Below are 20670 nucleotides of genomic sequence, written 5' to 3'. Positions count from 1 at the left end.
ATACGCTGCAATTAAAAAGCCCCGGATCAAATGATCCGGGGCTTTTTTTGTACGCAGTGCCAAGCCAGGTTGCCTGTTTCAGGGTATCGGGAACTTGCTCTTTGTCGAATCCACTCCCATGTTCCTCAAATATTCCTGGGCGGGCCTTAAATCGCTTTTTTTGGGTAGATAGTGTCCAGAGACATCGGAAAGGTGGAATTTCCCGAAGGCGTCTTTCCTTATATAGCCTGCGCTGACTACCTTTTCTGATTGGCCACTGCCAGCACCGATTTCCGCGATTGCAGGATGTGATAACCATTTTGGCGGTGCACTTTTGTCGATAGTACCGATGATCAGTTGGTTGTCTTGAGTGAAGACGAACTTGCTGACTGTATCGGGTTTCAATACAACCTTCAGGTCATCCGGCTTTGTGATGCGAACCAGTTCCGCTCGGGCCGCTCGGGGGTTCAATGCCGCTCCGGCCAGATGCAGCTCGGCGTTCAGGTCACGAGCCCTGGTATTGACCAGCACTGCAAGTGGTTTTCGAATGGGCGGCTCTATTCGCGAACTGCCGGAGGTGGTGGAGCTGCTTGCAGGCACTAGGTTTTCCGCCGAGGAGGCAGAATGAGGCTGCGGTAGGGGGGCTAGCGTTTGAGGTAGTTTGGCGCCTCCCGGCAAACCGGTTAGCACCCATTCGCCGTTCCCTTTGTTCAAAAGCGTAGCCACCCGACGCTTTGTCTCGGGGTTTATAACGTTTACAAATCCTGATTCGAATTTGAACGCTGGGCTTATTTGATAGACCCTGCTCACGTCTGAGTTATCGGTGTAACGGATCAACCATTTTTCACCGACTTGTTGTGGCCCGGTGGCGCTGAGCGGTTTTCCTGCCAGTAGCTGATTATCCAGTGCGTGCGCGGCGAGGTCCCCACGGTTCTGTACAGGGTGGGCCGGGTTCGGCAATTGAGTCGGGATGCTTGAGGGGCGGCCGGCCGATATCGACGTACCCGGAACCGGTACGACGTGACCGCTTGGCGTACCGTTTGTACCTGCCGTGATTGTCAGTCGCTGTTGGAGCGTGCGCCCAGGGCTTCTGAACACTGGGCGCAACGGGGTCCTTTTGAGTAAAGGGATACCCGACGCAGCCATGGCGAAGTCGTTGTACACCGCCCCCCAGCGTCCCGGTTGGGTGAGGAGCTTGGGCAGGCTTTGTCCGGGTGTACGCAACGTTCTTAGCGCAGCCTTGGAGAGCCTGTTGGTGGCTGACATACCAGCGTTGACCGGGATGAGGCTTAGAACGAATTGGGCTATGTCTGCGGCGAACATTAATTTGTTGGCTGTGGATCGGGCCGATATCTCTGCGCTGGTTGTCATCCCAACCGACGCTCTCCCTCTGAGTAACCCCACCTCCTGCATGTACAGGTTTTCAGTGATGCTACCTTTGAACGGCTTCAGCCGGATGCCCGCTTCATGGTCGGCCGCGAATTTCTTGAGCCACGTGCCGAGCTGAGGCAAAAACAGGGTGTCGTGAATATTGTATCGATCAACAGGTGATACCCGCTGATCCATGTAGGACATCCACTCGGACGTGTTCAGCAGCGTGTTAAGTTGATCCTCGTCCACAATTTCTCTGAAAGGACGTCCGTCGGGAGCATCCGGGCTGTACAGCACCAGCGAGGGGTGGTTGGTCGGTTTGATGACCATCATGCCCTGGACGGGTTTGCCGTTCAGGACCACTCTATGCGAGACGATGGACGCACCATTCACGATTGGCCAGGTGGTGGAGTCGCTATGCTCAAGCGTCGCTTCGATCCATTGTTCGGCGATTTTTTGCCTGTTCAGATAGGCGTCGGGATCCAGGCTGGTGATGAACGCGTCCTTGGCCATCCTTGCCTTCAGATGGTTTTTCCACGCGTCGGGCAGCACCCTGGCTTCGTCGGAGGTGGCAGTGGGGCTGAGTTTGTCATCCAGTAGTTTGAGGTATTTGCCGCCCACATCGGTTTGGCTGATCAGGTCCTCGAGAAACGGCTTATCCAGGGTCAGCAGGTATTTTCCATTGGCACTTACGACGCGAGCGGCCCAGGTGCTCGTCGGCGAGCGTTCATGCCATGGCGTTGTGTTCATGAGCGTCAGGTCGGTAAGCGATCGGGTGTGGATCTTCGGCTTTGGTGCGTTTGCGGAACCTAAAAGGCCGCGATTGCTCGACTGCTGTGTGGTCATCTGAACCATCACGTGGTCAGGGTCTATTTCCTCGTGCCGGTAGCGGTCCGGCAGCTTGGCTTTCAACGCCTGGGCCAGCAACTGTTTGGCGAAAATGTTGGGGGCCGGGATGTTTGCCAATAGCGCTTGCAAGTGCGTAAGGCTTGTATCCTGTGCTTCCTCCAGCTCCCTATAGCTCGTTTCTTGTTGGGGAGTCAGTTCTTTAAGCCATTGTGGCTGCAGTTTGTTGTGCAGTTGCTCATTGCGTGCGAGCAGGGCATTACTGCCATCGAAATGCAGTGAAAGATCCGCTGCATCATTGATGGTTTCGACAGTTTGGGCAGAGAGCAACGACGGTGTGCGAGAGGAGCCAGCTTCGGCTTGCGCTTGGGCGAACCCGGCCTGCATGGTTTCATTGACCTCGTCAGCCTGTCGCTGCAACAACTGGGGAAAGGTTTGTGCCACTACGTCGCCGCAGACGGGGGCGAATCCCAGCATTAAATCATCACCCCACGGAGGGTTTCGACTGTGCTCTACCGACACCGGTAGACTTTTGAGTAGCAGGTTGGCCTTCTCGTCATCATTATCGATTCTCTGCATCAATGCTTCGCGGGCTTTGCCAGGGCTCGCGAACTCCTCGAAACCGTCCCCGGGGGTGTAAAGCACTACAGGCCCGGTGGTGTCATCCAGCCCGATATTACGGGTGTCACTTGCGGTGTAAGGTGCCTCGGCCGACGAGCCGTCGCTGCGAGTGATAAGAAAACAACCGGCTAAAAATGCGCCGCTGGCGGAGTTGTCATCTATCCGGATCGGATACACCCCAGGCCGATCCCCTGCGGGAAGTTCGCGCTCGCGTGCTTCAAGGGTGGGGTACTGAAAGGCGGTGTCGATCAACTTTTTGCCAGCCTCGCTGAGGGTTCCGTCTTCAACCCGCAGGGCTGCCTCGGTGGAAAGCATTTGCCGATGCAGGGCGAGCAGTTGGGCTGAACGTGATGGCTGCTTGGGGGAGCCTACGGGTGATCTTTTCCAGTAGCTACTGAGCGCGCCTGAAAAGCGGGTTGCGATATCGTGTGCAAGCGTCAGCAGGGAACCCTGATGCTCCAACCTGGTTTGGGGAGCACCCGCAGGTCCGTCAATGTAAAAGCCCGTTTGTATGTCGGCACTGTGCTCTTCAGTGTTGGGCGTGCCAGTGACGGCGTTTATGTGGACTTGCGCGACTTTTTCGAGCAATGCCTCCGATAAGGTTTGCGTAGAAATCAGCACGGGCTCTGCCGGCGGCTGTTTTCGATAGGTGTTGACGTGGATAATGTTCGGGTCGATTGATGTGAGCTGGGGAAAGGCTTTTTTCAACTGAGCCTGGGTGAAGCGTTGGAATGTCATCTGGTGACTGAGTAAATCAATAATTTTCTGGTTGTACGCCTGATGCTGCTCAATCAATTGGGATTGCGCGGCGACTGCGTTCGGCCCTGTATCATTGGCAACGACTGGCTTTATGCCGGCTACTTGGATTTTGATCCGATCATCCGGGTCTAGTCCCAACGGCTTGGGCTGAGGGTGATGCGATAAAGGCGGGTGTTGCGTTGTCGATTCAGAGGCTGTGCCCACGGACAGCTGGATCGCTTGCGGCGCAGGTGTTTGGCTGACAGAGAGAGACGTTGAGCGCATTTAACATCCTAAGGATAGATATGCAGTTCCTTCCGCCTGAGAAATGATCGAGGCTTCGTGCCTTGGGGCCAACTAAGTGAGTGGAGGCGTCCTATTGGTTCCAAGGCCGAACTCATGCATATCTGGAAACAGGAATTCTCATAAAAGACAGGTAGTACGACCGGGGTTTTGATATTTGTTGCACAACTCACCGGGCTCACATTTAGAAGGACCCGCATGTCGTTCGTCGAAACCAATCAAGTCCACCTGCTTGCCGCCCTGTGGTTCATCCTCTGCTGGGGCGGCTATACCCGTTACGCCACTTGGAAAGCTCGAGATACGGCCTGCCTGGCCAGCGTGTTGCACCTCTACCGTGAAGACTGGATGCGCCGCATGCTGTTGCGCGATAACCGCATCGCCGATGCCAGCGTGATCGGCAACCTGGAGCGTAATGCCTCGTTCTTTGCCTCCAGTACCTTGATCATCCTTGCGGGTATCCTGACCGTGCTCGGTGCTTCGGAGCGGGCGGTGTCGTTGCTGGCAGACATTCCAATGGTGCAGCAGGCGTCCCAGGGCATGTCGGAGGTCAAGTTGCTGTGCCTGGCCCTGGTATTTGTCTATGCGTTTTTTACTTTCAGCTGGTGCATGCGTCAGTACAACTTCGCGGCGGTGCTGGTGGGCTCGGCGCCGATGATTGGTGAACGACATGTGTCGGAGCAGGAGCGCAATGCATTTGCCTTGCGGGCGGCGCGGGTGATTTCGATGGCGGCCAACCAGTTCAACTTTGGCCTGCGTGCGTATTACTTCGGCATGACCATGCTGGCCTGGTTTGTCAGCCCCTGGTTGTTCATGTTGATGAGCAGTGGGGTGGTGTTGGTGCTGTACCGCCGCGAGTTCCATTCCGATGTATTGCAGGTGATGGTGTATACCCCGACCGATATGCCAGTAGTCGACGCTGTAAAAGAGGGCGCATCGTAGCGCTGGCAGTAAATCGCAGACAAAGAAAAGCCCGCTTAGTCAGCGGGCTTTCTTTTTGCTGCAATACAGCTTCAAACCCTGCGATTACTGCTTGGCAGGTTCTGCAGGTGCGGCAGGTGCAGCTTCTTTTGCAGCAGCTTCGTTCGATTCGGCCTGAGCTTTGGCAGCTTCGGCGTTTTCTTTCGCAGCGTCGTTCACTTTATCCTGTGCTTTAGCCATATCTTGCTGAGCTTGCTCAGCATGTGCAGCAGCGTCTTGGGCTTTGTCTTCGGATTTCTTGTCGCAGGCAGCCAGACCGAGAGCAGCGGCCAGCATCATGGAAATAGCTAATGTCTTACGCATGGGGTGTTTCTCCTTATTGAAGATATCTACTGGCCTTTCGAACCCAAGGGGCCAGCATTAGTTCCTTATGTCCCACAGATATATAGCATGTTTCGTACAGGAACTTTACCCAGTCATTCCAATCCGCCGAATTCACACTAATAAGAGTCTAAAAACAATGACCGTAAACCCTTTGTTGGAGCGTGCCGTGCGCTTCGTTTCGGCCCTGCGCCATTGCCAGGTGCTGGGTGTGGCGGTGCATGAAGCCAGCGAGGAGGGCATGACCCTCGTACTGCCTTATGGGCCGCATATTGTCGGTGATCCCCTGACCGGGGTGATCCACGGCGGCGCGCTGACCTCCTTGATGGACACCGCTTGCGGCATGGCGACCCTGTGCGTATTGCCCGAGTTCGAGGTGTGCCCCACCCTGGACCTGCGTATCGACTACATGCATCCCGCCGAACCCCATAAGCCGGTGTATGGCTTCGCGCAATGCTACCGGGTCACCACCGACGTGATCTTCACCCGTGGCGTTGCCTATCAGGATGACCCGCAACAACCTATCGCCCATGTGGTAGGCACGTTCATGCGCATGGGCAAGCGCCTCAAAGGGACTCAAGGCTTGGGCACTGTCATCAAGGGAGAACAGGCATGACGCATCGGTTCAAGACGCGCCTGGAGCAAGCCCTCGACCGTGGCAACTACGATGCGCTGCTCGAGCTGGTGCCCTATGCCAGGCTGATCGGCATCGAATGCACCCGCCTGGGGGATGAGTTGCTGTTTCGCCTGCCGGCCAGCAAGGACAATATTGGTAACCCCATATTGCCAGCGCTGCATGGCGGGGTGATCGCCGGCTTCATGGAGCTGGCAGCCGCCATGCACCTGCTGGTGTTCACTGGCGCTCCGGGCCTGCCGAAAATCATCGACTTCTCCCTGGATTACCTGCGCGCCGGCCAGTTTCGGGACACCTATGCCAAGTGTCAGGTATGGCGCCAGGGCCGGCGCGTGGCCAACGTGGCGATTACCGCTTGGCAGAGCACGCCGGCCGAACCGATTGCCACTGCCCGGGCACATTTCAAAATTGAGGAATTGGTCCGCCCTTGAAATCCTGGTCTTAGTCCCCAACTTTGATGACAACCCGCCGCCAACCCTCAAGGGCGCGGCCACTGCCATCCAATTGGAGTTTGATGACCATGAGTGTGGAAACTCAAAAGGAAACCCTGGGCTTCCAGACCGAGGTGAAGCAACTGCTGCACCTCATGATCCATTCGCTGTATTCCAACAAGGAAATTTTCCTTCGCGAATTGATCTCGAACGCCTCTGACGCTGTCGATAAATTACGTTTCGAAGCCCTGTCCAAGCCCGAGTTGCTGGAAGGCGGCGCGGAACTCAAGATCCGTGTGAGCTACGACAAAGACGCCAAGACCGTCACCCTCGAAGACAACGGTATCGGCATGAGCCGTGACGATGCGATCACCCACCTGGGGACCATCGCCAAGTCCGGCACCGCAGATTTCATGAAGAACCTGTCGGGCGACCAGAAAAAAGACTCTCACCTGATCGGCCAATTCGGCGTGGGCTTCTATTCGGCCTTCATCGTCGCCGACAAGGTTGAAGTATTCAGCCGCCGCGCCGGCCTTGACGCCAGCGAAGGCGTGCACTGGGCTTCCAAAGGCGAGGGCGAATTTGAAATCGCCACTATCGACAAGGCTGACCGCGGCACCCGCATCGTGCTGCACTTGAAAGCCGGTGAAGACGAATTCGCCGATGGCTGGCGTCTGCGCAACATCATCAAGAAGTACTCCGACCACATCGCGTTGCCGATCGAGTTGCCCAAGGAACAGACCGTTGCCGAAGGCGAAGAAGCCCCTGCGGTGGAGTGGGAAACTGTCAACCGCGCCAGCGCCCTGTGGACCCGTCCGCGTACCGAGATCAAGGACGAGGAATACCAGGAGTTCTACAAGCACATTGGGCACGACTACGAGAACCCGCTGAGCTGGAGCCACAACAAGGTTGAAGGCAAGCTCGAATACAGCTCGCTGCTCTACGTACCGGCCCGTGCTCCGTTCGACCTGTACCAGCGCGAGGCGCCAAAAGGCCTGAAGCTGTACGTGCAGCGCGTGTTCGTAATGGACCAGGCGGAATCCTTCCTGCCGCTGTACCTGCGCTTTATCAAAGGTGTGGTCGACTCCAACGACCTGTCGCTGAACGTGTCGCGGGAAATCCTGCAGAAAGACCCGATCATCGACTCCATGAAGTCGGCGCTCACCAAGCGCGTACTCGACATGCTGGAAAAGCTGGCGAAGAACGAGCCTGAGCAATACAAGAGCTTCTGGAAAAACTTCGGCCAGGTCATGAAAGAAGGCCCGGCGGAAGATTTTGCCAACAAGGAAAAAATCGCCGGTTTGCTGCGTTTTGCCTCGACTCAAGGCGAAGACGGCGAGCAGGTTGTGTCCCTGGCTGACTACCTGGCACGTGCCAAGGAAGGTCAGGACAAGATCTACTACCTGACCGGCGAAACCTACGCCCAGGTCAAGAACAGCCCGCACCTGGAAGTCTTCCGCAAGAAAGGCATCGAAGTGCTGCTGCTGACCGACCGTATCGATGAGTGGCTGATGAGCTACCTCACCGAGTTCGACGGCAAAACCTTCGTCGACGTGGCCCGTGGTGACCTGGACCTGGGTAACCTGGACTCCGAAGAAGAGAAGAAAGAAGCCGAAGAAGTCGCCAAGTCCAAAGAGGGCCTGGTTGAGCGCATCAAGGCTTCCCTGGGTGAAGCGGTGAGTGAAGTGCGGGTTTCCCACCGCCTGACCGATTCCCCGGCGATCCTGGCCATCGGCGAGCAGGACCTGGGCATGCAGATGCGCCAGATCCTGGAAGCCAGCGGCCAGAAAGTGCCGGATTCCAAGCCCATCTTCGAATTCAACCCGTCTCACCCGCTGATCGAGAAACTCGATGGCGAGCAGAGCGAAGAGCGGTTTGGTGACCTGTCGCACATCCTCTTCGACCAGGCCGCCCTGGCAGCCGGCGACAGCTTGAAGGACCCGGCCGCGTATGTGCGCCGACTGAACAAGCTGTTGGTTGAATTGTCGGTTTAACACCGTTGTAGAAAAACCCGCTTCGGCGGGTTTTTTCGTTCTGGCTCTACTGTAGGAGCGAGCTTGCTCGCGAAGAACGTCAACGATAACGCGCAAATGCTGAATGAGCGCGGTGATCTCACGTTTTTCGCGAGCAAGAACTAGGCTTCACCCTCGCTCCTACAGGGAGCATCGTCAATCCATCTGAATTGGAGAAAATGATGAGCCAAGTCACTGTACGTTCCGTGGTCTATCAGATTGATGGCCAGTCTTATGAAAGCCGTCTGGCATTCGATGCCAGCCACAAGGGCCCGTTGCCGGGACTGCTGATGGCGCCGAACTGGATGGGCGTAAGTGCGGGGGCCGAAGAGATTGCGAAGGCCGTTGCCGGCAAAGGCTACGTGGTGCTGATTGCCGACCTCTACGGGCAAAACGTACGTCCTTCAAATGGCGATGAAGCGGGCGCGGCGATGATGCCGTTGAAGAATGATCGCCCGTTGCTGAACAAGCGCATGCAAGCCGCCTTCGAGCAATTGCAAGGCCAGGTTGAAGCCGCGGTGGACACGTCCAAACTGGCCACCTTCGGCTTCTGCTTTGGCGGTTGCTGCTCCCTGGAACTGGCCCGTACCGGCGCGCCGCTGAAGGCTGCCGTGTCGTTCCATGGCACTCTGGATACACCGAACCCCGCAGACGCGAAGAACATCAAGGGTTCAGTGCTGGTGCTGCATGGCGCCTCGGACCCGTTGGTGCCCAAAGAGCAACTGCCAGCGTTCGAAGATGAAATGAACGCGGCGGGTGTGGATTGGCAGTTGCTCAGCTACGGCGGCGCGGTGCATTCCTTCACCGACCCCCATGCCAATGTGCCGGGCAAGATGATGTACGACGCCAAGACCGCCGCACGGGCTTTCCAGTCGATGCATAACTTGTTGGATGAAGTGTTCAAGGGCTGATGCTTCGGCGCTTGTTCGGGCCTCTTCGCGAGCAAGCCCGCTCCCACATTTGACTGCGTTCACAGATCGAAATGTGGGAGCGGGCTTGCTCGCGAATGCTATCTAACAGGCAACTCGATTCTTTCTGACTCCCCCGGCACAGTCGGCCAATCCCCAGCCGCCCAACGCTGTCTCGCCTGCTCGATCACAGCCGGGTCGCTCGCCACAAAATTCCAGTTGATCCGCCGTGGCCCATCCAGCGGTGCCCCGCCAAATACCATCAGGTGGCAATCACTCTCGGCATACAGAGTCATCTCCTGCCCAGTCGGCAATACCACCAAGCTGTTGACCTCCAGGGCTTCACCGTCCAATTGCACCTCACCCTCCAGCACATACACCGCGCGTTCCTCATGTTCATCAGGAATCAACAGGGTGGTGGCGGTTTGCATCTGTACTTCGGCATACAGCGTCGGCGACAGCACCGGCACCGGTGATCTGAGGCAAAAACCATCACCGGCGATCAAACGCACCTGCACGCCGAGGTTATCGCTTATCGGCAAACTTGCGGCTGGGTGATGGCTGTAGTGTCCGGGCCCGGTCTCGTGGTCCTTGGGCGAGGCCAGCCACACCTGCAGGCCATGCAGGTTGAAACCCCTGGCCTTGACCGCTTCAGGTGTGCGCTCGACGTGGGCAATCGCGCTGCCGGCGGTCATCCAGCTGACATCGCCGGCTTGCACCACCTGGTCCGAGCCAAGGCTGTCCTTGTGCTGCAAGGTGCCTTCAAACAGGTAGGTGAGGGTGGACAGGCCGATGTGGGGATGCTGGCGGATATTCATGCCGTTACCCGGTGCGTAGCGGGTCGGCAGCATATGATCGAAAAATACAAAGGGACCGACGCTGCGGCATTCACGTGAGGGCAGGGGCCGCAGGATAGGCTGGCCTTCTACATCTTCGGGGCGAGGGCGAATCACGGTGAGGGTGGTCATGGGCATCCCAGTCTGAGCGGGTTGGATGCTTTGAGCATAACCCGCTCGATGGGAAGTTGGGGCTATTGGCTGAAGGCGCCTTCCGACAATTTCGTCTCGATAGTGACTTCGGCGGTGGTCATCAGCTTATGTACCGGGCACTTATCGGCCACGCGATGCAGTTCATCGCGCTGGGCGTCGGTGAGTACGCCCTTGAGGGTCAGCTTGACGTTGAGTTTGTATTTACCCTTTTGCTCTTCGTCGCTGTCGTGAGTGACCTCCACGGTCACGCCGGTCAGCGGGATATCTTTTTTCTGCGCGTAGAGCCTTACGGTCAAGGCTTTGCACGACGCCAGCGCAGCATCGAAATAATCGTGGGGGGAGGGCGCCGAATCGTCACCGCCCAGGCTCTTGGGCAGGTCGGTAAACAGCTCGTGATTATTGATATTCACGCTGTGACGGAAGTTTTCAGCGTTCAGCGTATTAACGGTAACAGGCATGGCAAACCTCATAAGGGCGCAGGATGAAGGTCATGCAGTTATAGAGCATGCTGGCACCCCAGTGTTCCGGTTTTTTCCATGCTGAACCCTGAAGGCTGGCGCAAGGTCTACCCGTATCAACCCTTATTGAGGTTTTACCGTGTCTGGAGCCCGCCTGAGTCTTGCCTTGTTGCTCGCCGCCAGCAGCCTTGTCGTGCAGGCCCGTGACTATGCCTACAGCGACGCGCACCTGCACTACGTGGATTTTTTCCAGGAAACCGCCGGCATGGACAAGCTGCTCAAGGCCATGGCGGACAACCGTATTGAGCACGTCATGATTTCCGGGATTCCCGTGGCCAAGAAATGGCACGAAGACGAGCCCAAGCGCCCGCGCTACTACGCCGGTGACGACGCCGATGCCTATTGGTACAGCGCCACGGATGTGATCGTCGCGGCGGCGGTCAATAAACTTTCCCCCGAGCAACGCCAGCACTTTCATCCCTTCCTCGCCGGTTTCAATCCCAACGACAAAAACTCCGCCGCCCACATCCAGCGTATGCTCGACCTCAACCCAGGGCTGTGGCAGGGCATCGGTGAAGTGTTCACCCGGCACGATGACCTTACCGCCCTGACCTCCGGTGACACCCCGCGCGCCAATAACGAAGCCATGACGCGCATCTATCACCTGGCGGCCGAAAACGACCTGCCGGTGATGCTGCACTCCAACATCACCTCCAAACGTGAGCGCAACCCGCTGTACCTGGCGGAAGTCGAGCAGCCGTTACGCAATCACCCGCACACGCGTTTTATCTGGGCCCATGCCGGTACCAGCAAGGAAATTCACCGTCATCAGGTGCAGATGGACTTTTTGTTGCCTACCCTGACGCGCCTGCTTGAGGCGTACCCCAACCTGTATATCGACCTGTCCTGGAGCATGCTCACGCCCTATCTGCTGGATGACGCCGGCAAGCCACGGCCGCAATGGGTTGCGCTGGTGGAGCGCTTCCCGGATCGCTTCATGCTCGGCTCCGATGTTGTGGGGCGCTTCAATAAGTTGGGCAAAGAGATGCGCCGTTTCGATCCTTTCCTCGATGCGTTGCCCGAAGACGTTGCCCACAAGGTTGCGCGCGACAACTTCCTCGCCATCCTGCCCAAGCCGCATCGCGATGGCGACGCGCCTTGATATCGCGTTTTGATCTTACGCCAATGACCTGAGGTGCCGATAACGTCCAAGAGACCCGCTGCAGGTGGATGCAGTACTTTTGGAAGGAACCCTGGCATGAATATCCGCAGTTTGAATATCGCCCCTCGCGCCGGCCTGGGCTTTGGTGTGCTGGCGTTGATGGTGTTCGTCTTGGGCGGCTTTGCCCTGTTGCAGATGGCCAATATGCGCCAGCAGTCGGACCAGGTGGAGACCAACTGGCTGCCCAGCGTGATGGCGGTGGGGGAGATGAACCAGGATGTGTTGCGCATTCGGGCGCTGACGTTGCGCTTGCTGGTCAACCGCGACCCCCAGGCGGTGGCGCAGAACGAGCAGAAAATTGCCGAAATAAAAACCGGTTTGCACCACGCTGAAGGCGTGTACGAGGCATTGATCGTCTTGCCTGAGGAGCGCGTGCTGTTTGATCGCTTCAAGGTCGAGGAGCAGCAGTACCTGCAACGCCAGGAGCAGGTGGTGGGCTTATCCAAGGCCAATCGGCTGGAGGAGGCCATTGCGGTGGTCAATGGCGAAATGAATCAGATGGCTGACCAGATGGCCGTGACGCTGCGTGAGTTGGTCAATCTGAACAAGTCCAGCGCCAACGAGGCCGCCCGGCTGGCACAGCAGGTGTTCAGCCAGTCGCGGGTTTGGGTGATGACCATGATTGGCGTCACGGCGTTGGTCACGATTGGCCTGGCGGTGTGGCTGACACGCAGCATCGTGCTGCCGCTGGCACAGTCGTTGAAAGTGGCCCAGGGCGTTGCCAGTGGCGACTTGACGGGCGACATCAGGCTCAGTGGCAGCGACGAGCCGGCGCGCTTGCAACAGGCGCTCAAGCGTATGCAGGAGAGCTTGCGCGACACTATCCGGCGCATATCAGAATCGTCGAACCAATTGGCGTCGGCTTCCGAAGAGCTCAGTTGCGTCACCGAGGATGCGACCCGTGGTTTGCACCAGCAGAACCAGGAAATCGAACAGGCGGCCACGGCAGTCAATCAGATGACGGTGGCGGTGGAGGAGGTGGCGAGCAATGCCGTGGCCACTTCCCAGGCGTCTCGCGAATCCGACCGGATTGCCCAGCAAGGGCGTGAGCAGGTGCAGCAGACGGTGGTGTCGATTGAAGCCCTCGCGACCGATGTGACCGCCAATGTGACCCAGGTCGAAGCGCTGGCGCAAAAGGTCTATGGCATCAGCACAGTGCTGGATGTGATTCGCTCGATTGCCGAGCAAACCAACTTGCTGGCACTGAACGCGGCGATTGAAGCGGCGCGAGCGGGGGATGCCGGGCGCGGGTTTGCGGTGGTAGCCGATGAAGTGCGGGCCTTGGCCCATCGCACGCAACAGTCGACCCAGGAAATCGAGCAGATGATCAGCGGGATTCAGCAGGGCACCGACCAGGCTGTCAGCTCGATGCAGCAGAGCAATACACGGGCGCGCTCTACATTGGATCTCGCCAAATCGGCGGGCATGGCCCTGGAAGAGATTGCCTCGGCATTCACCTTGATCAACGAACGCAACCTCGTGATTGCCAGCGCGTCGGAGCAGCAGGCGGCGGTGGCTCGGGAGGTGGATCGTAACCTGATGAATATCCGCGACCTCGCGCACCAGACATCGACCGGGGCCAACCAGACCAGTGCAGCGAGTCAGGAGTTGTCGCGGTTGGCGGTGGATCTGAATTCGATGGTGGCGCGGTTTTCGGTGTAGGGCGGGGAACCGGGTTGGCCCAGCCGCAGGCAAGCCAGCTCCCACACTGGACCGTATTCCTCCAGGATGAACGCGGTCGAATGTGGGAGCTGGTTTGCCTGCGATGAAGGCGACGCGGTTTCAAATCAAACGCAAAAAAAAGCCCCGAACCAGTCGGGGCTTTTTCGTGTGATCAACCTGCGGGCTTACTTGCCCTGCCAGCGCTTGAGTACCAAGGTGGCATTGGTGCCACCAAAACCAAAGCTGTTGCTCATCACGGTGTCGATCTTGGCGTTTTCAACGGTCTTGGTCAGGATCGGCATATCAGCCACAACCGGATCAATCTCGTCGATGTTGGCCGAGCCGGCCATGAAGTTGCCTTCCATCATCAGCAGGCAATAGATCGCTTCGTGAACGCCAGCGGCGCCCAGGGAGTGACCCGATAGGCTCTTGGTGGAGCTGATTTTCGGAGCCTTGTCGCCAAATACCGCACGCACGCCTTCCATTTCCTTGGCATCGCCGACCGGGGTCGAGGTGCCGTGGGTGTTCAGGTAGTCGATTGGGGTGTCGACGGTGGACATTGCCATCTGCATGCAGCGGATGGCGCCTTCACCGCTTGGCGCAACCATGTCGTAGCCGTCGGACGTCGCGCCGTAGCCAACGATTTCCGCGTAGATCTTCGCGCCACGGGCCAGGGCGTGTTCCAGCTCCTCGACCACCACCATGCCACCACCACCGGCGATGACGAAACCGTCACGCTTGGCGTCGTAAGCGCGGGAGGCTTTTTCTGGGGTTTCGTTGTACTGGGTGGACAATGCGCCCATGGCGTCGAACAGGAACGACTGGCTCCAATGCTCTTCTTCACCGCCGCCGGCAAATACGATGTCCTGCTTGCCCAGTTGGATCTGCTCAACGGCAGTCCCGATGCAGTGGGCGCTGGTGGCGCATGCGGAGGAGATCGAGTAGTTCACGCCCTTGATCTGGAATGGCGTAGCCAGGCAGGCGGAAACGGTGCTGCCCATGGTCCGCGTGACACGATAAGGGCCGACGCGCTTCACGCCTTTTTCGCGCAGGATGTCCAGCGCTTCCATTTGGTTGAGGGTCGATGCGCCGCCGGAGCCGGCGATCAGGCCGGTGCGTACGTTCGAAACCTGGTCTTCGCTCAGGCCGGAGTCGGCGATCGCGTCTTTCATGGCCAGGTAGGCGTAGGCGGCAGCGTGGCCGACGAAGCGATAGATCTTGCGATCGATCAGTTCTTCGAGGGGCAGGTCAATGGAGCCGGAAACCTGGCTACGCAGACCCATTTCGGCATATTCCGGGTTGAAGCGGATGCCAGGGCGACTTGCACGCAGGTTAGCGGTGACGGTCTCTTTGTCATTGCCCAGGCAAGAAACGATGCCCAGACCAGTGATAACGACGCGGCGCATGCGGATAACCCTTAAAAGTTGTCAGTGGAAGTGAATACGCCGACCCGAAGGCCTTCGGCAGTATAGATCTCGCGACCGTCGACAGTCACCGAACCGTCGGCGATGGCCAGGTTCAGCTTGCCCTTGAGGACGCGCTTGATTTGAATGTTGTAGGTGACTTTCTTGGCGCTCGGCAGTACCTGGCCAAAGAACTTCACTTCGCCCGAACCCAGGGCGCGACCGCGGCCCGGCAGGCCTTGCCAGCCCAGGTAGAAGCCAACCAGTTGCCACATGGCGTCAAGGCCCAGGCAACCTGGCATCACAGGGTCGCCTTCGAAGTGGCAAGCGAAGAACCACAGGTCAGGGGTGATATCCAGCTCGGCGACCAATTCACCTTTGCCGTACTTGCCACCCTCTTCGCTGATATGGGTGATGCGATCCACCATCAGCATGTTCGGGGCGGGCAGTTGCGCGTTACCTGGGCCGAACAGCTCACCGCGACTGCAGCGCAGCAGGTCTTCCCGAGTAAAGGCGTTTTGTTTGGTCATGCGAGCTCCTCAATAATCCCATGCGGCAGGGTAGGGCAAATCTTCCCGAACCGAATGAAGCGTTCATGCCTCATAGCGGCAGCCTACACATAGACTATTGCGTTGTAGTGAAAGTCACAGCGGCAAGGCACTGAATGTACACTTGTTCACTGAAATTTTAAACCGGGCCTGTTTATCAGCCCGTTCGGGTGCCTAAGACTGCCGCACTTTCGTCTTTCACGCCAGTCGCAGTTGGCTGATGGCGCGGCGCTATTGCACCCAGCGCTGCAGGATTTGCTGCAAATCCGTGCGTTTGAACGGCTTGGCCAGGTAATCGTTCATTCCGGCTGCCAGGCAGGCTTCGCGATCGCCCTGCAAGGCGTTGGCCGTCAGGGCGATGATCGGCAGATCGGCGCAACCGGGCAGTTGGCGAATCTGCCGTGTGGCTTCGTAGCCGTCGATCAAGGGCAGGCGACAATCCATCAGGATAGCGGTGAAAATCAGGCTCTCGGCGCTGCGGATCGCCTCGGCGCCGTCCGTGGCCAGGCTGACTTCAAAACCCAGGCTGCGCAGCATCGCTTCGACCACGGTGCGGTTGACCGGGTTGTCCTCTACCAACAGCACGTGGCGCCCATCGCCGGCGCTGGCTTTGCCAAGCGCGTCAGGTGCGGTGACCGGGGCATGCTGCTGGTCAATGGCCAGCGGAATCTCCAAGGTGAACACTGAACCTCGACCTTCTTCGCTCTGGGCGCGCAAGGTGCCACCCATACGTTCGGCCAGGGTGCGCGCAATCGGCAGGCCCAGGCCCGTGCCACCGTAACGCCTGGAAATGGAGCTGTCTGCCTGCTGGAATGCATCGAACATCAAATCCAGGCGTTCGGCGGAAATACCGATACCGCTGTCGCGTACGGTGCAGGTGAACCACACCAACTCATGGTCCAGGGTTTGCCAGTGGGGCTCCACGGTCACGCTGCCATGTTCGGTAAATTTCAATGCATTGCCGATCAGGTTCACCAGAATCTGGCGGATCCGCGTCGGGTCGCCGCGCACACGCAGAGCCTCCATGCCCATGGGAATGGGCAGTTCCAGGCTCAGCCCGCGCTGCTGGGCGCTGTGCTGGAAAGCCTGGGCGCAGCTGTTGATCAGATCGGCCAGGTTGAACGGAATATGTTCCAGTTCCAGGGCGGCGCGTTCAATGCGTGAGAAATCGAGGATGTCATTGATCACCTTGAGCAAATGCTCGGTGGACTCGCACGCCAGCGCCGCGTACTCGGTCTGCTCCTCGGTCATCTCCGTGGTTTCCAGCAGTTGCAGCATGCCCAGCACGCCATTCATGGGCGTGCGCAGTTCGTGGCTCATCATCGCCAGAAAATCCGACTTGGCGTTGTTCGCCCGCTCGGCTTCTTCACGGGTCTGGATCAACTGGGCCATGGCTTGTTGCTGTTCGCGACTGGCCTGTTGAAGGCCCTCGGCCAGGTTGTTGATATGCCGCGAGAGGTCGCCCAATTCCGAGTCATCGACGATGGGCAGTGGCGTCTTGTAATCGCCTTGCTGGATGGCCTTGACCGCGTGCCCCATGGCGCTGATCGGCTGTGACAGGCTCGCCGACAAGCGTCGCGCCAGCAGGAAGGTAAACAGCAGGGCAAACAGCGCCAGGACCCCTGCCTTGAACAGGATTTCCTGCTGGCGCTGGCTGAAGGCGTCGTTGGACATGCCCACAATCACTCGCCCCAGGTAGTCCGCGCGGGGTGCCTTGGGTTCGCTGAGGTTGTCCTGGAAAAAGTCATTGTTGAGCTGGATGTGTTGCAGGCGGATCGGTGCCTGGAACACCTTCACCGACAGCGAACGGTCATGCCGCTCGGACGGCTGCTCCACATACACCAAGATGTTCTCGGCGCTGTCCTGGATCTCCAGGAAGCGCACATGGGGTGTGGCCAAGGTCGCACGCAGCAGGGTTTCAAGCACATCGTTGTTGCCGGAAATCACGCCGTACTCAGTGGCAGGCGCCAGCTGGTTGGCGATCAATTGACCGGTGTGGTCCAGCTCCTGGCGCAAGTCCTGGATGCGCACGAAGGTGAAGAAGGTGATGAGCAGCAGGGTCAACAGCAGCGCGGGGCCCAGGGTAATGAGCTGGGTGCGGGTGTTGATATCCCAACGACGGCGCAAGGTCATGGGCGTTGTTCTCCTTCGGCCAGGCGGGCGGCAACGGCGATTTCATCGACCTGTTCGATGCCCAGTGAGCGCGCGACTTGTGGGTTGCCCACGACTTTGAAGTACTGCGGGTAGAGCGTGCTGGGCCAACTGGCCGGCGGCTGGTCCAGCAGTCGGTCCAGTACCGCGAGCCAGTCGGATTGATCGCTGTAGGTGCTGGCCAGGCTGCCGGCCCGCACAAACCCAGCGTTGGGCCCCACCAACGGCAGTTGTTGGGCGTAGCTGCTCAGCAACAGGTTTTTTACGGTCTTGGGGTTGTACAGCTGCGGATCGTCGAGGCCCAGTAGCACGTCGCTGTTTTTGAACAGGGTTTGCAGCGGGCGACTGTCGCTGGTGTTGTCCCATGGCTGGGGCATGATTTCCAGGCCCATGGGTTTGGCGAACTGGATCAGTTCGCGCAGCAGGAATTCGCTATCGACGCCGTACAGCACGCCGACGCGCCGGGCCTGGGGCAGGATATTGGCGATCAGGCGCAGCTGACGCTCCAGCGGCGGGTCGCTCCATAGCAGACTGATTTTTGCCGGGTGGGAGTTGCCCAGGCGTTGTCGGGCCTGCAGGCGGCTGATGCGCAGCACAAGGGTTGGTGGCCCCTGAGCATCCTGCAGGCGCCAGTCCAGACCCGGCAGGTCAAGGAGAATCAGGCGGGTGCTGGCAGGCAGGTGACTGGGCGCTGGCAACTGCTTGAGTGGCGTGAAGCTGACCTGGTCTTCGGGGCGTTGTTGGGCAAGGGCCTGGGTAAAAGCGCGCACGCCGGCGCTGTCTTCGGCGGCCGTCAGCAGAATGTCGGCACTCCACGCCGGCGCTGTCAGCAACAGGCAGGCGAGCAGCAGGCCGCGGCGCCAAAACCGTGAAACCAACAAGAGGGTCATCCGTGACTGGTCGGCCATGTCAGAAGTCCAGCTCGGCGCTGAAGTAGAGAACGTGGCGATGGTCGTAGTTGTTGTCGGCCCAGGTGGTGGGCTGGTCATCCAGGCGTTGCTGCAACATGCCCGCCAGCTCCACATTGGCTTTGCCTACGGCAATGCGCTTGGCCACCCGCAGGTCGACCCGCTGGAAGCGATATTGGTTGAGTGCGTCGTCGCCATAGTAGAACAAGGCGCTGGACCAACCCTGGCCCCACTCACGCAGCCAACCGGCCGAGCCACTGTTACGCGCGGTTTGCGCTTTGTCCAGCGGGTTGCTGGAGGTGGCGTCTACATAAGCATAGGTCAGGCGCAGGCGGTCGGCGTCACTCACGCGCCAGTCGAACTGCGACTCGGCACCGCTAAAACGCGAGCTGTTGGCGTTGCTGGCGATGTATTGGTTGTTGCGCAGCGGCGAGCTGATCATGTCGGTGATTTCGTCATAGAACAGCTTCACGTCGACATTCAGCCCCAGCTCGGCAAAGAAGCCGTTGTAGCCCAGTTCGCGCGAACGCATCAACTCTTTGTCGAGGTTGCCAGGGCCGCGCGTCACGACAAAATATTGACCGGCGTTTTGCCCGTAGGTCGGGGAGCTGAGATTGGTGACGCGGTAGCTCCAATTGACGTTGTTCTCGAACATGTCCGGCGAGCGGATTGCCTCGGAGTACACCGCGCGCAAGCCGTGGCGAGGATTGATCAGGTAATTGACCGCCACACGTGGCGTGAGCGAGTTGCCGCTCAGGTGGGTGTCTTCGTACATGGCGCCACCTTGCAGCAGCCAGTGCTCGCTGGCGCGCCATTCCAGGTGGCCGAACAGGCGCCAGGTGGTGTCGTCCAGGGTGCCATTGAAGTAGGTTTCGGAGTCGGCGCGGTCATAGCGGTAATTCATACCGCTGACCAGGCGCAGGCTGTCGGAGAGGCTGAGCGTGTCCTGGATCTCCACGTCGTAGCGGCTTTCGCGGGTGCTCTGGTCGATATCGCCGCACACGCTTTGGTTGGCACCGTTGCGCCACTGGTCCAGCACCTGGTTGGCCAAGGCCTGTTCGGCGGCGTTACCCGGTGGGGCGGAGCCTTGGCTGTAGGTGTCCATGTGCCGTGCCAGCAATTCGGCATAGTTGGGGTTGAGCTGCCATAACTGGGTCAGTTCAGGGCTGAACGAGGCCTTGGCGTCACAGGCTTTCCAGATTTGCTTGCGGTCCCATTGCTGTGCCGAGCCCTGGATATACAGGCTGTGGTCGGGGTTGAAGTCGAAGTTCCAGCGCAGGGAGCCTGCGTAGTCCTTGGCGGTGACATCGGAATTAGTGCCGCCTTCGGTAATTCCGGCAAACACCGGGGTGTAGGTATAAGGGCGCTGGTTGGTGCCTTCCTTGACGTTCAGTTGCCAATCGAGACTTTGTTGCGCGTTCAAGGCCTGGCTCACCGCCAGGCTGAAACGGTTGAGGCGACGCCCGTCACGGCGGTCGGCGCCGACCGCGTCGCTGTCAAAACCATCGTCCTGTTGCCCGGACAGAGACAAGCGCAAATCGCCGGTCTCCCAGCCCACACCCTGGCTGGCATAGAAGTCATTGATGCCACGCTCGCCACGGATGACCTTTACCCGCGAGCCGTGACTGTTGGCTGGCGAGCGGGTGAGGATATTCACCACCGCCATCAGCGCATTGGCACCGTAGCTGACGGTGTTGGGGCCGCGAAAGACCTCGATGCGCTCGATGTCCTCCATGGCCACTGGGATATCGCTCCAATCCACCGTGGCCAGGCCGGCGCGGTAGACCGAGCGACCGTCGATCAGCACCTGCATGCGCCGTGCGTCACTGGCGCTGGTGCCATGGTAATTCACCGACGCCTGGTTGCCGCTGGTGTAGCCGACCATCATCCCCGGGACCAGCCGCAGCAGTTCCGAGATGTCCCGGGCACCGCTGGCCTTGATCAGCTCACTGTCGATCACCGTCATGCTGCCGGGCACGGCGGCGGCCGATTGCTTGAGACGCGTGGCGGTCAAGACCTGCGGCAGCGGCTGGCTGTCGAGGAACAGATCGTCGGCATGCGAGCAGGTAGCGCACAACAGCACCAACAACAATGATGAGCGAGGAGGAGGGCCCAGATACACGGCACGGCCTTGTTAATTGCGGATAGCCGCCCATGTTAACCGAGGTGCGGCTGTTTGCCAGTCGT

16 protein-coding genes and 1 pseudogene are annotated in these 20670 nt (G+C 58.9%); 8 read left to right on the top strand and 9 right to left on the bottom strand.

Annotated features, from left to right (window positions below; translation table 11 throughout):
* Positions 1-78: 78 nt before the first annotated feature.
* Positions 79-3840, bottom strand: a complete 3762-nt coding sequence (locus JFT58_RS16210; RefSeq protein WP_054898381.1) for a dermonecrotic toxin domain-containing protein — start codon at positions 3838-3840, stop codon at positions 79-81.
* 216 nt (positions 3841-4056) lie between these two features.
* Between JFT58_RS16210 and JFT58_RS16205 the strand changes: the two genes are divergently transcribed.
* On the top strand, positions 4057-4797 hold the full coding sequence (locus tag JFT58_RS16205) for a DUF599 domain-containing protein (protein ID WP_054898382.1): 741 nt from the start codon (positions 4057-4059) through the stop codon (positions 4795-4797).
* An 84-nt stretch (positions 4798-4881) separates the two neighbouring features.
* Here the strand turns inward: JFT58_RS16205 and JFT58_RS16200 are convergent, their stop codons facing one another.
* Complete coding sequence (locus JFT58_RS16200; RefSeq protein ID WP_034127196.1) at positions 4882-5139, bottom strand: hypothetical protein; 258 nt, start codon at positions 5137-5139, stop codon at positions 4882-4884.
* 157 nt (positions 5140-5296) lie between these two features.
* Between JFT58_RS16200 and JFT58_RS16195 the strand changes: the two genes are divergently transcribed.
* The 4 genes from JFT58_RS16195 to JFT58_RS16180 all read left to right on the top strand — a co-directional run bounded on the left by JFT58_RS16195 (position 5297) and on the right by JFT58_RS16180 (position 9145).
* Positions 5297-5773: a PaaI family thioesterase gene (locus tag JFT58_RS16195; protein ID WP_014717736.1), complete on the top strand. Its 477-nt coding sequence runs from the start codon at positions 5297-5299 to the stop codon at positions 5771-5773.
* Positions 5770-6222 carry a PaaI family thioesterase gene (locus JFT58_RS16190; protein WP_054898383.1) on the top strand — a complete coding sequence of 151 codons (453 nt, stop codon included), beginning with the start codon at positions 5770-5772 and terminating at the stop codon, positions 6220-6222. The genes JFT58_RS16195 and JFT58_RS16190 overlap by 4 nt, the downstream gene beginning before the upstream one ends.
* Before the next feature lie 89 nt (positions 6223-6311).
* Entirely contained in the window at positions 6312-8216 is a 1905-nt protein-coding gene (gene htpG / locus JFT58_RS16185; protein ID WP_014717738.1) for a molecular chaperone HtpG, read from the top strand.
* Between the two features lie 200 nt (positions 8217-8416).
* Positions 8417-9145, top strand: coding sequence for a dienelactone hydrolase family protein (locus JFT58_RS16180; protein ID WP_054898384.1), 729 nt, complete (start codon positions 8417-8419; stop codon positions 9143-9145).
* A gap of 98 nt (positions 9146-9243) precedes the next feature.
* Here the strand turns inward: JFT58_RS16180 and JFT58_RS16175 are convergent, their stop codons facing one another.
* Together JFT58_RS16175 and JFT58_RS16170 are read right to left on the bottom strand one after the other, a co-directional pair.
* Positions 9244-10110 (bottom strand): pirin family protein, encoded by an 867-nt coding sequence (locus JFT58_RS16175; RefSeq protein ID WP_054899020.1) that lies wholly within the window; start codon positions 10108-10110, stop codon positions 9244-9246.
* Between the two features lie 62 nt (positions 10111-10172).
* Positions 10173-10589, bottom strand: coding sequence for an OsmC family protein (locus JFT58_RS16170; RefSeq protein ID WP_034127200.1), 417 nt, complete (start codon positions 10587-10589; stop codon positions 10173-10175).
* 139 nt (positions 10590-10728) lie between these two features.
* Here JFT58_RS16170 and JFT58_RS16165 point away from each other — a divergent pair, with 139 nt between their 5' ends.
* The 3 genes and pseudogenes from JFT58_RS16165 (at position 10729) to JFT58_RS30810 (ending at position 13473) form a co-directional block, all read left to right on the top strand.
* Entirely contained in the window at positions 10729-11751 is a 1023-nt protein-coding gene (locus JFT58_RS16165; protein WP_054899021.1) for an amidohydrolase family protein, read from the top strand.
* Between the two features lie 96 nt (positions 11752-11847).
* Positions 11848-12618, top strand: a pseudogene (locus tag JFT58_RS30815) (MCP four helix bundle domain-containing protein); the annotation flags it as partial.
* Positions 12610-13473 carry a methyl-accepting chemotaxis protein gene (locus tag JFT58_RS30810; protein WP_405647825.1) on the top strand — a complete coding sequence of 288 codons (864 nt, stop codon included), beginning with the start codon at positions 12610-12612 and terminating at the stop codon, positions 13471-13473. The pseudogene JFT58_RS30815 and the gene JFT58_RS30810, both read left to right, overlap by 9 nt.
* 185 nt (positions 13474-13658) lie before the next feature.
* Here the strand turns inward: JFT58_RS30810 and fabB are convergent, their stop codons facing one another.
* The 5 genes from fabB to JFT58_RS16135 all read right to left on the bottom strand — a co-directional run bounded on the left by fabB (position 13659) and on the right by JFT58_RS16135 (position 20605).
* Positions 13659-14879: a beta-ketoacyl-ACP synthase I gene (gene fabB, locus JFT58_RS16155; RefSeq protein ID WP_003190033.1), complete on the bottom strand. Its 1221-nt coding sequence runs from the start codon at positions 14877-14879 to the stop codon at positions 13659-13661.
* A gap of 11 nt (positions 14880-14890) precedes the next feature.
* Positions 14891-15406, bottom strand: coding sequence for a 3-hydroxyacyl-[acyl-carrier-protein] dehydratase FabA (gene fabA, locus JFT58_RS16150; protein ID WP_003190035.1), 516 nt, complete (start codon positions 15404-15406; stop codon positions 14891-14893).
* 249 nt (positions 15407-15655) lie between these two features.
* Positions 15656-17557: an ATP-binding protein gene (locus JFT58_RS16145; protein WP_054899022.1), complete on the bottom strand. Its 1902-nt coding sequence runs from the start codon at positions 17555-17557 to the stop codon at positions 15656-15658.
* Positions 17554-18483: an ABC transporter substrate-binding protein gene (locus JFT58_RS16140; RefSeq protein ID WP_054899023.1), complete on the bottom strand. Its 930-nt coding sequence runs from the start codon at positions 18481-18483 to the stop codon at positions 17554-17556. The genes JFT58_RS16145 and JFT58_RS16140 overlap by 4 nt, the downstream gene beginning before the upstream one ends.
* A 1-nt stretch (position 18484) precedes the next feature.
* A complete protein-coding gene (locus JFT58_RS16135; RefSeq protein WP_082423475.1) occupies positions 18485-20605 on the bottom strand; it encodes a TonB-dependent receptor plug domain-containing protein in 2121 nt (706 codons plus the stop codon).
* Positions 20606-20670: the final 65 nt, after the last annotated feature.

It is taken from the genome of Pseudomonas sp. MF6767 (genome assembly GCF_016405475.1).
Taxonomy (GTDB): Bacteria; Pseudomonadota; Gammaproteobacteria; order Pseudomonadales; family Pseudomonadaceae; genus Aquipseudomonas; species Aquipseudomonas paracarnis.
Note: the sequence above shows the minus strand (reverse complement) of the source record. Positions and strands in the feature narration are given on the sequence as shown.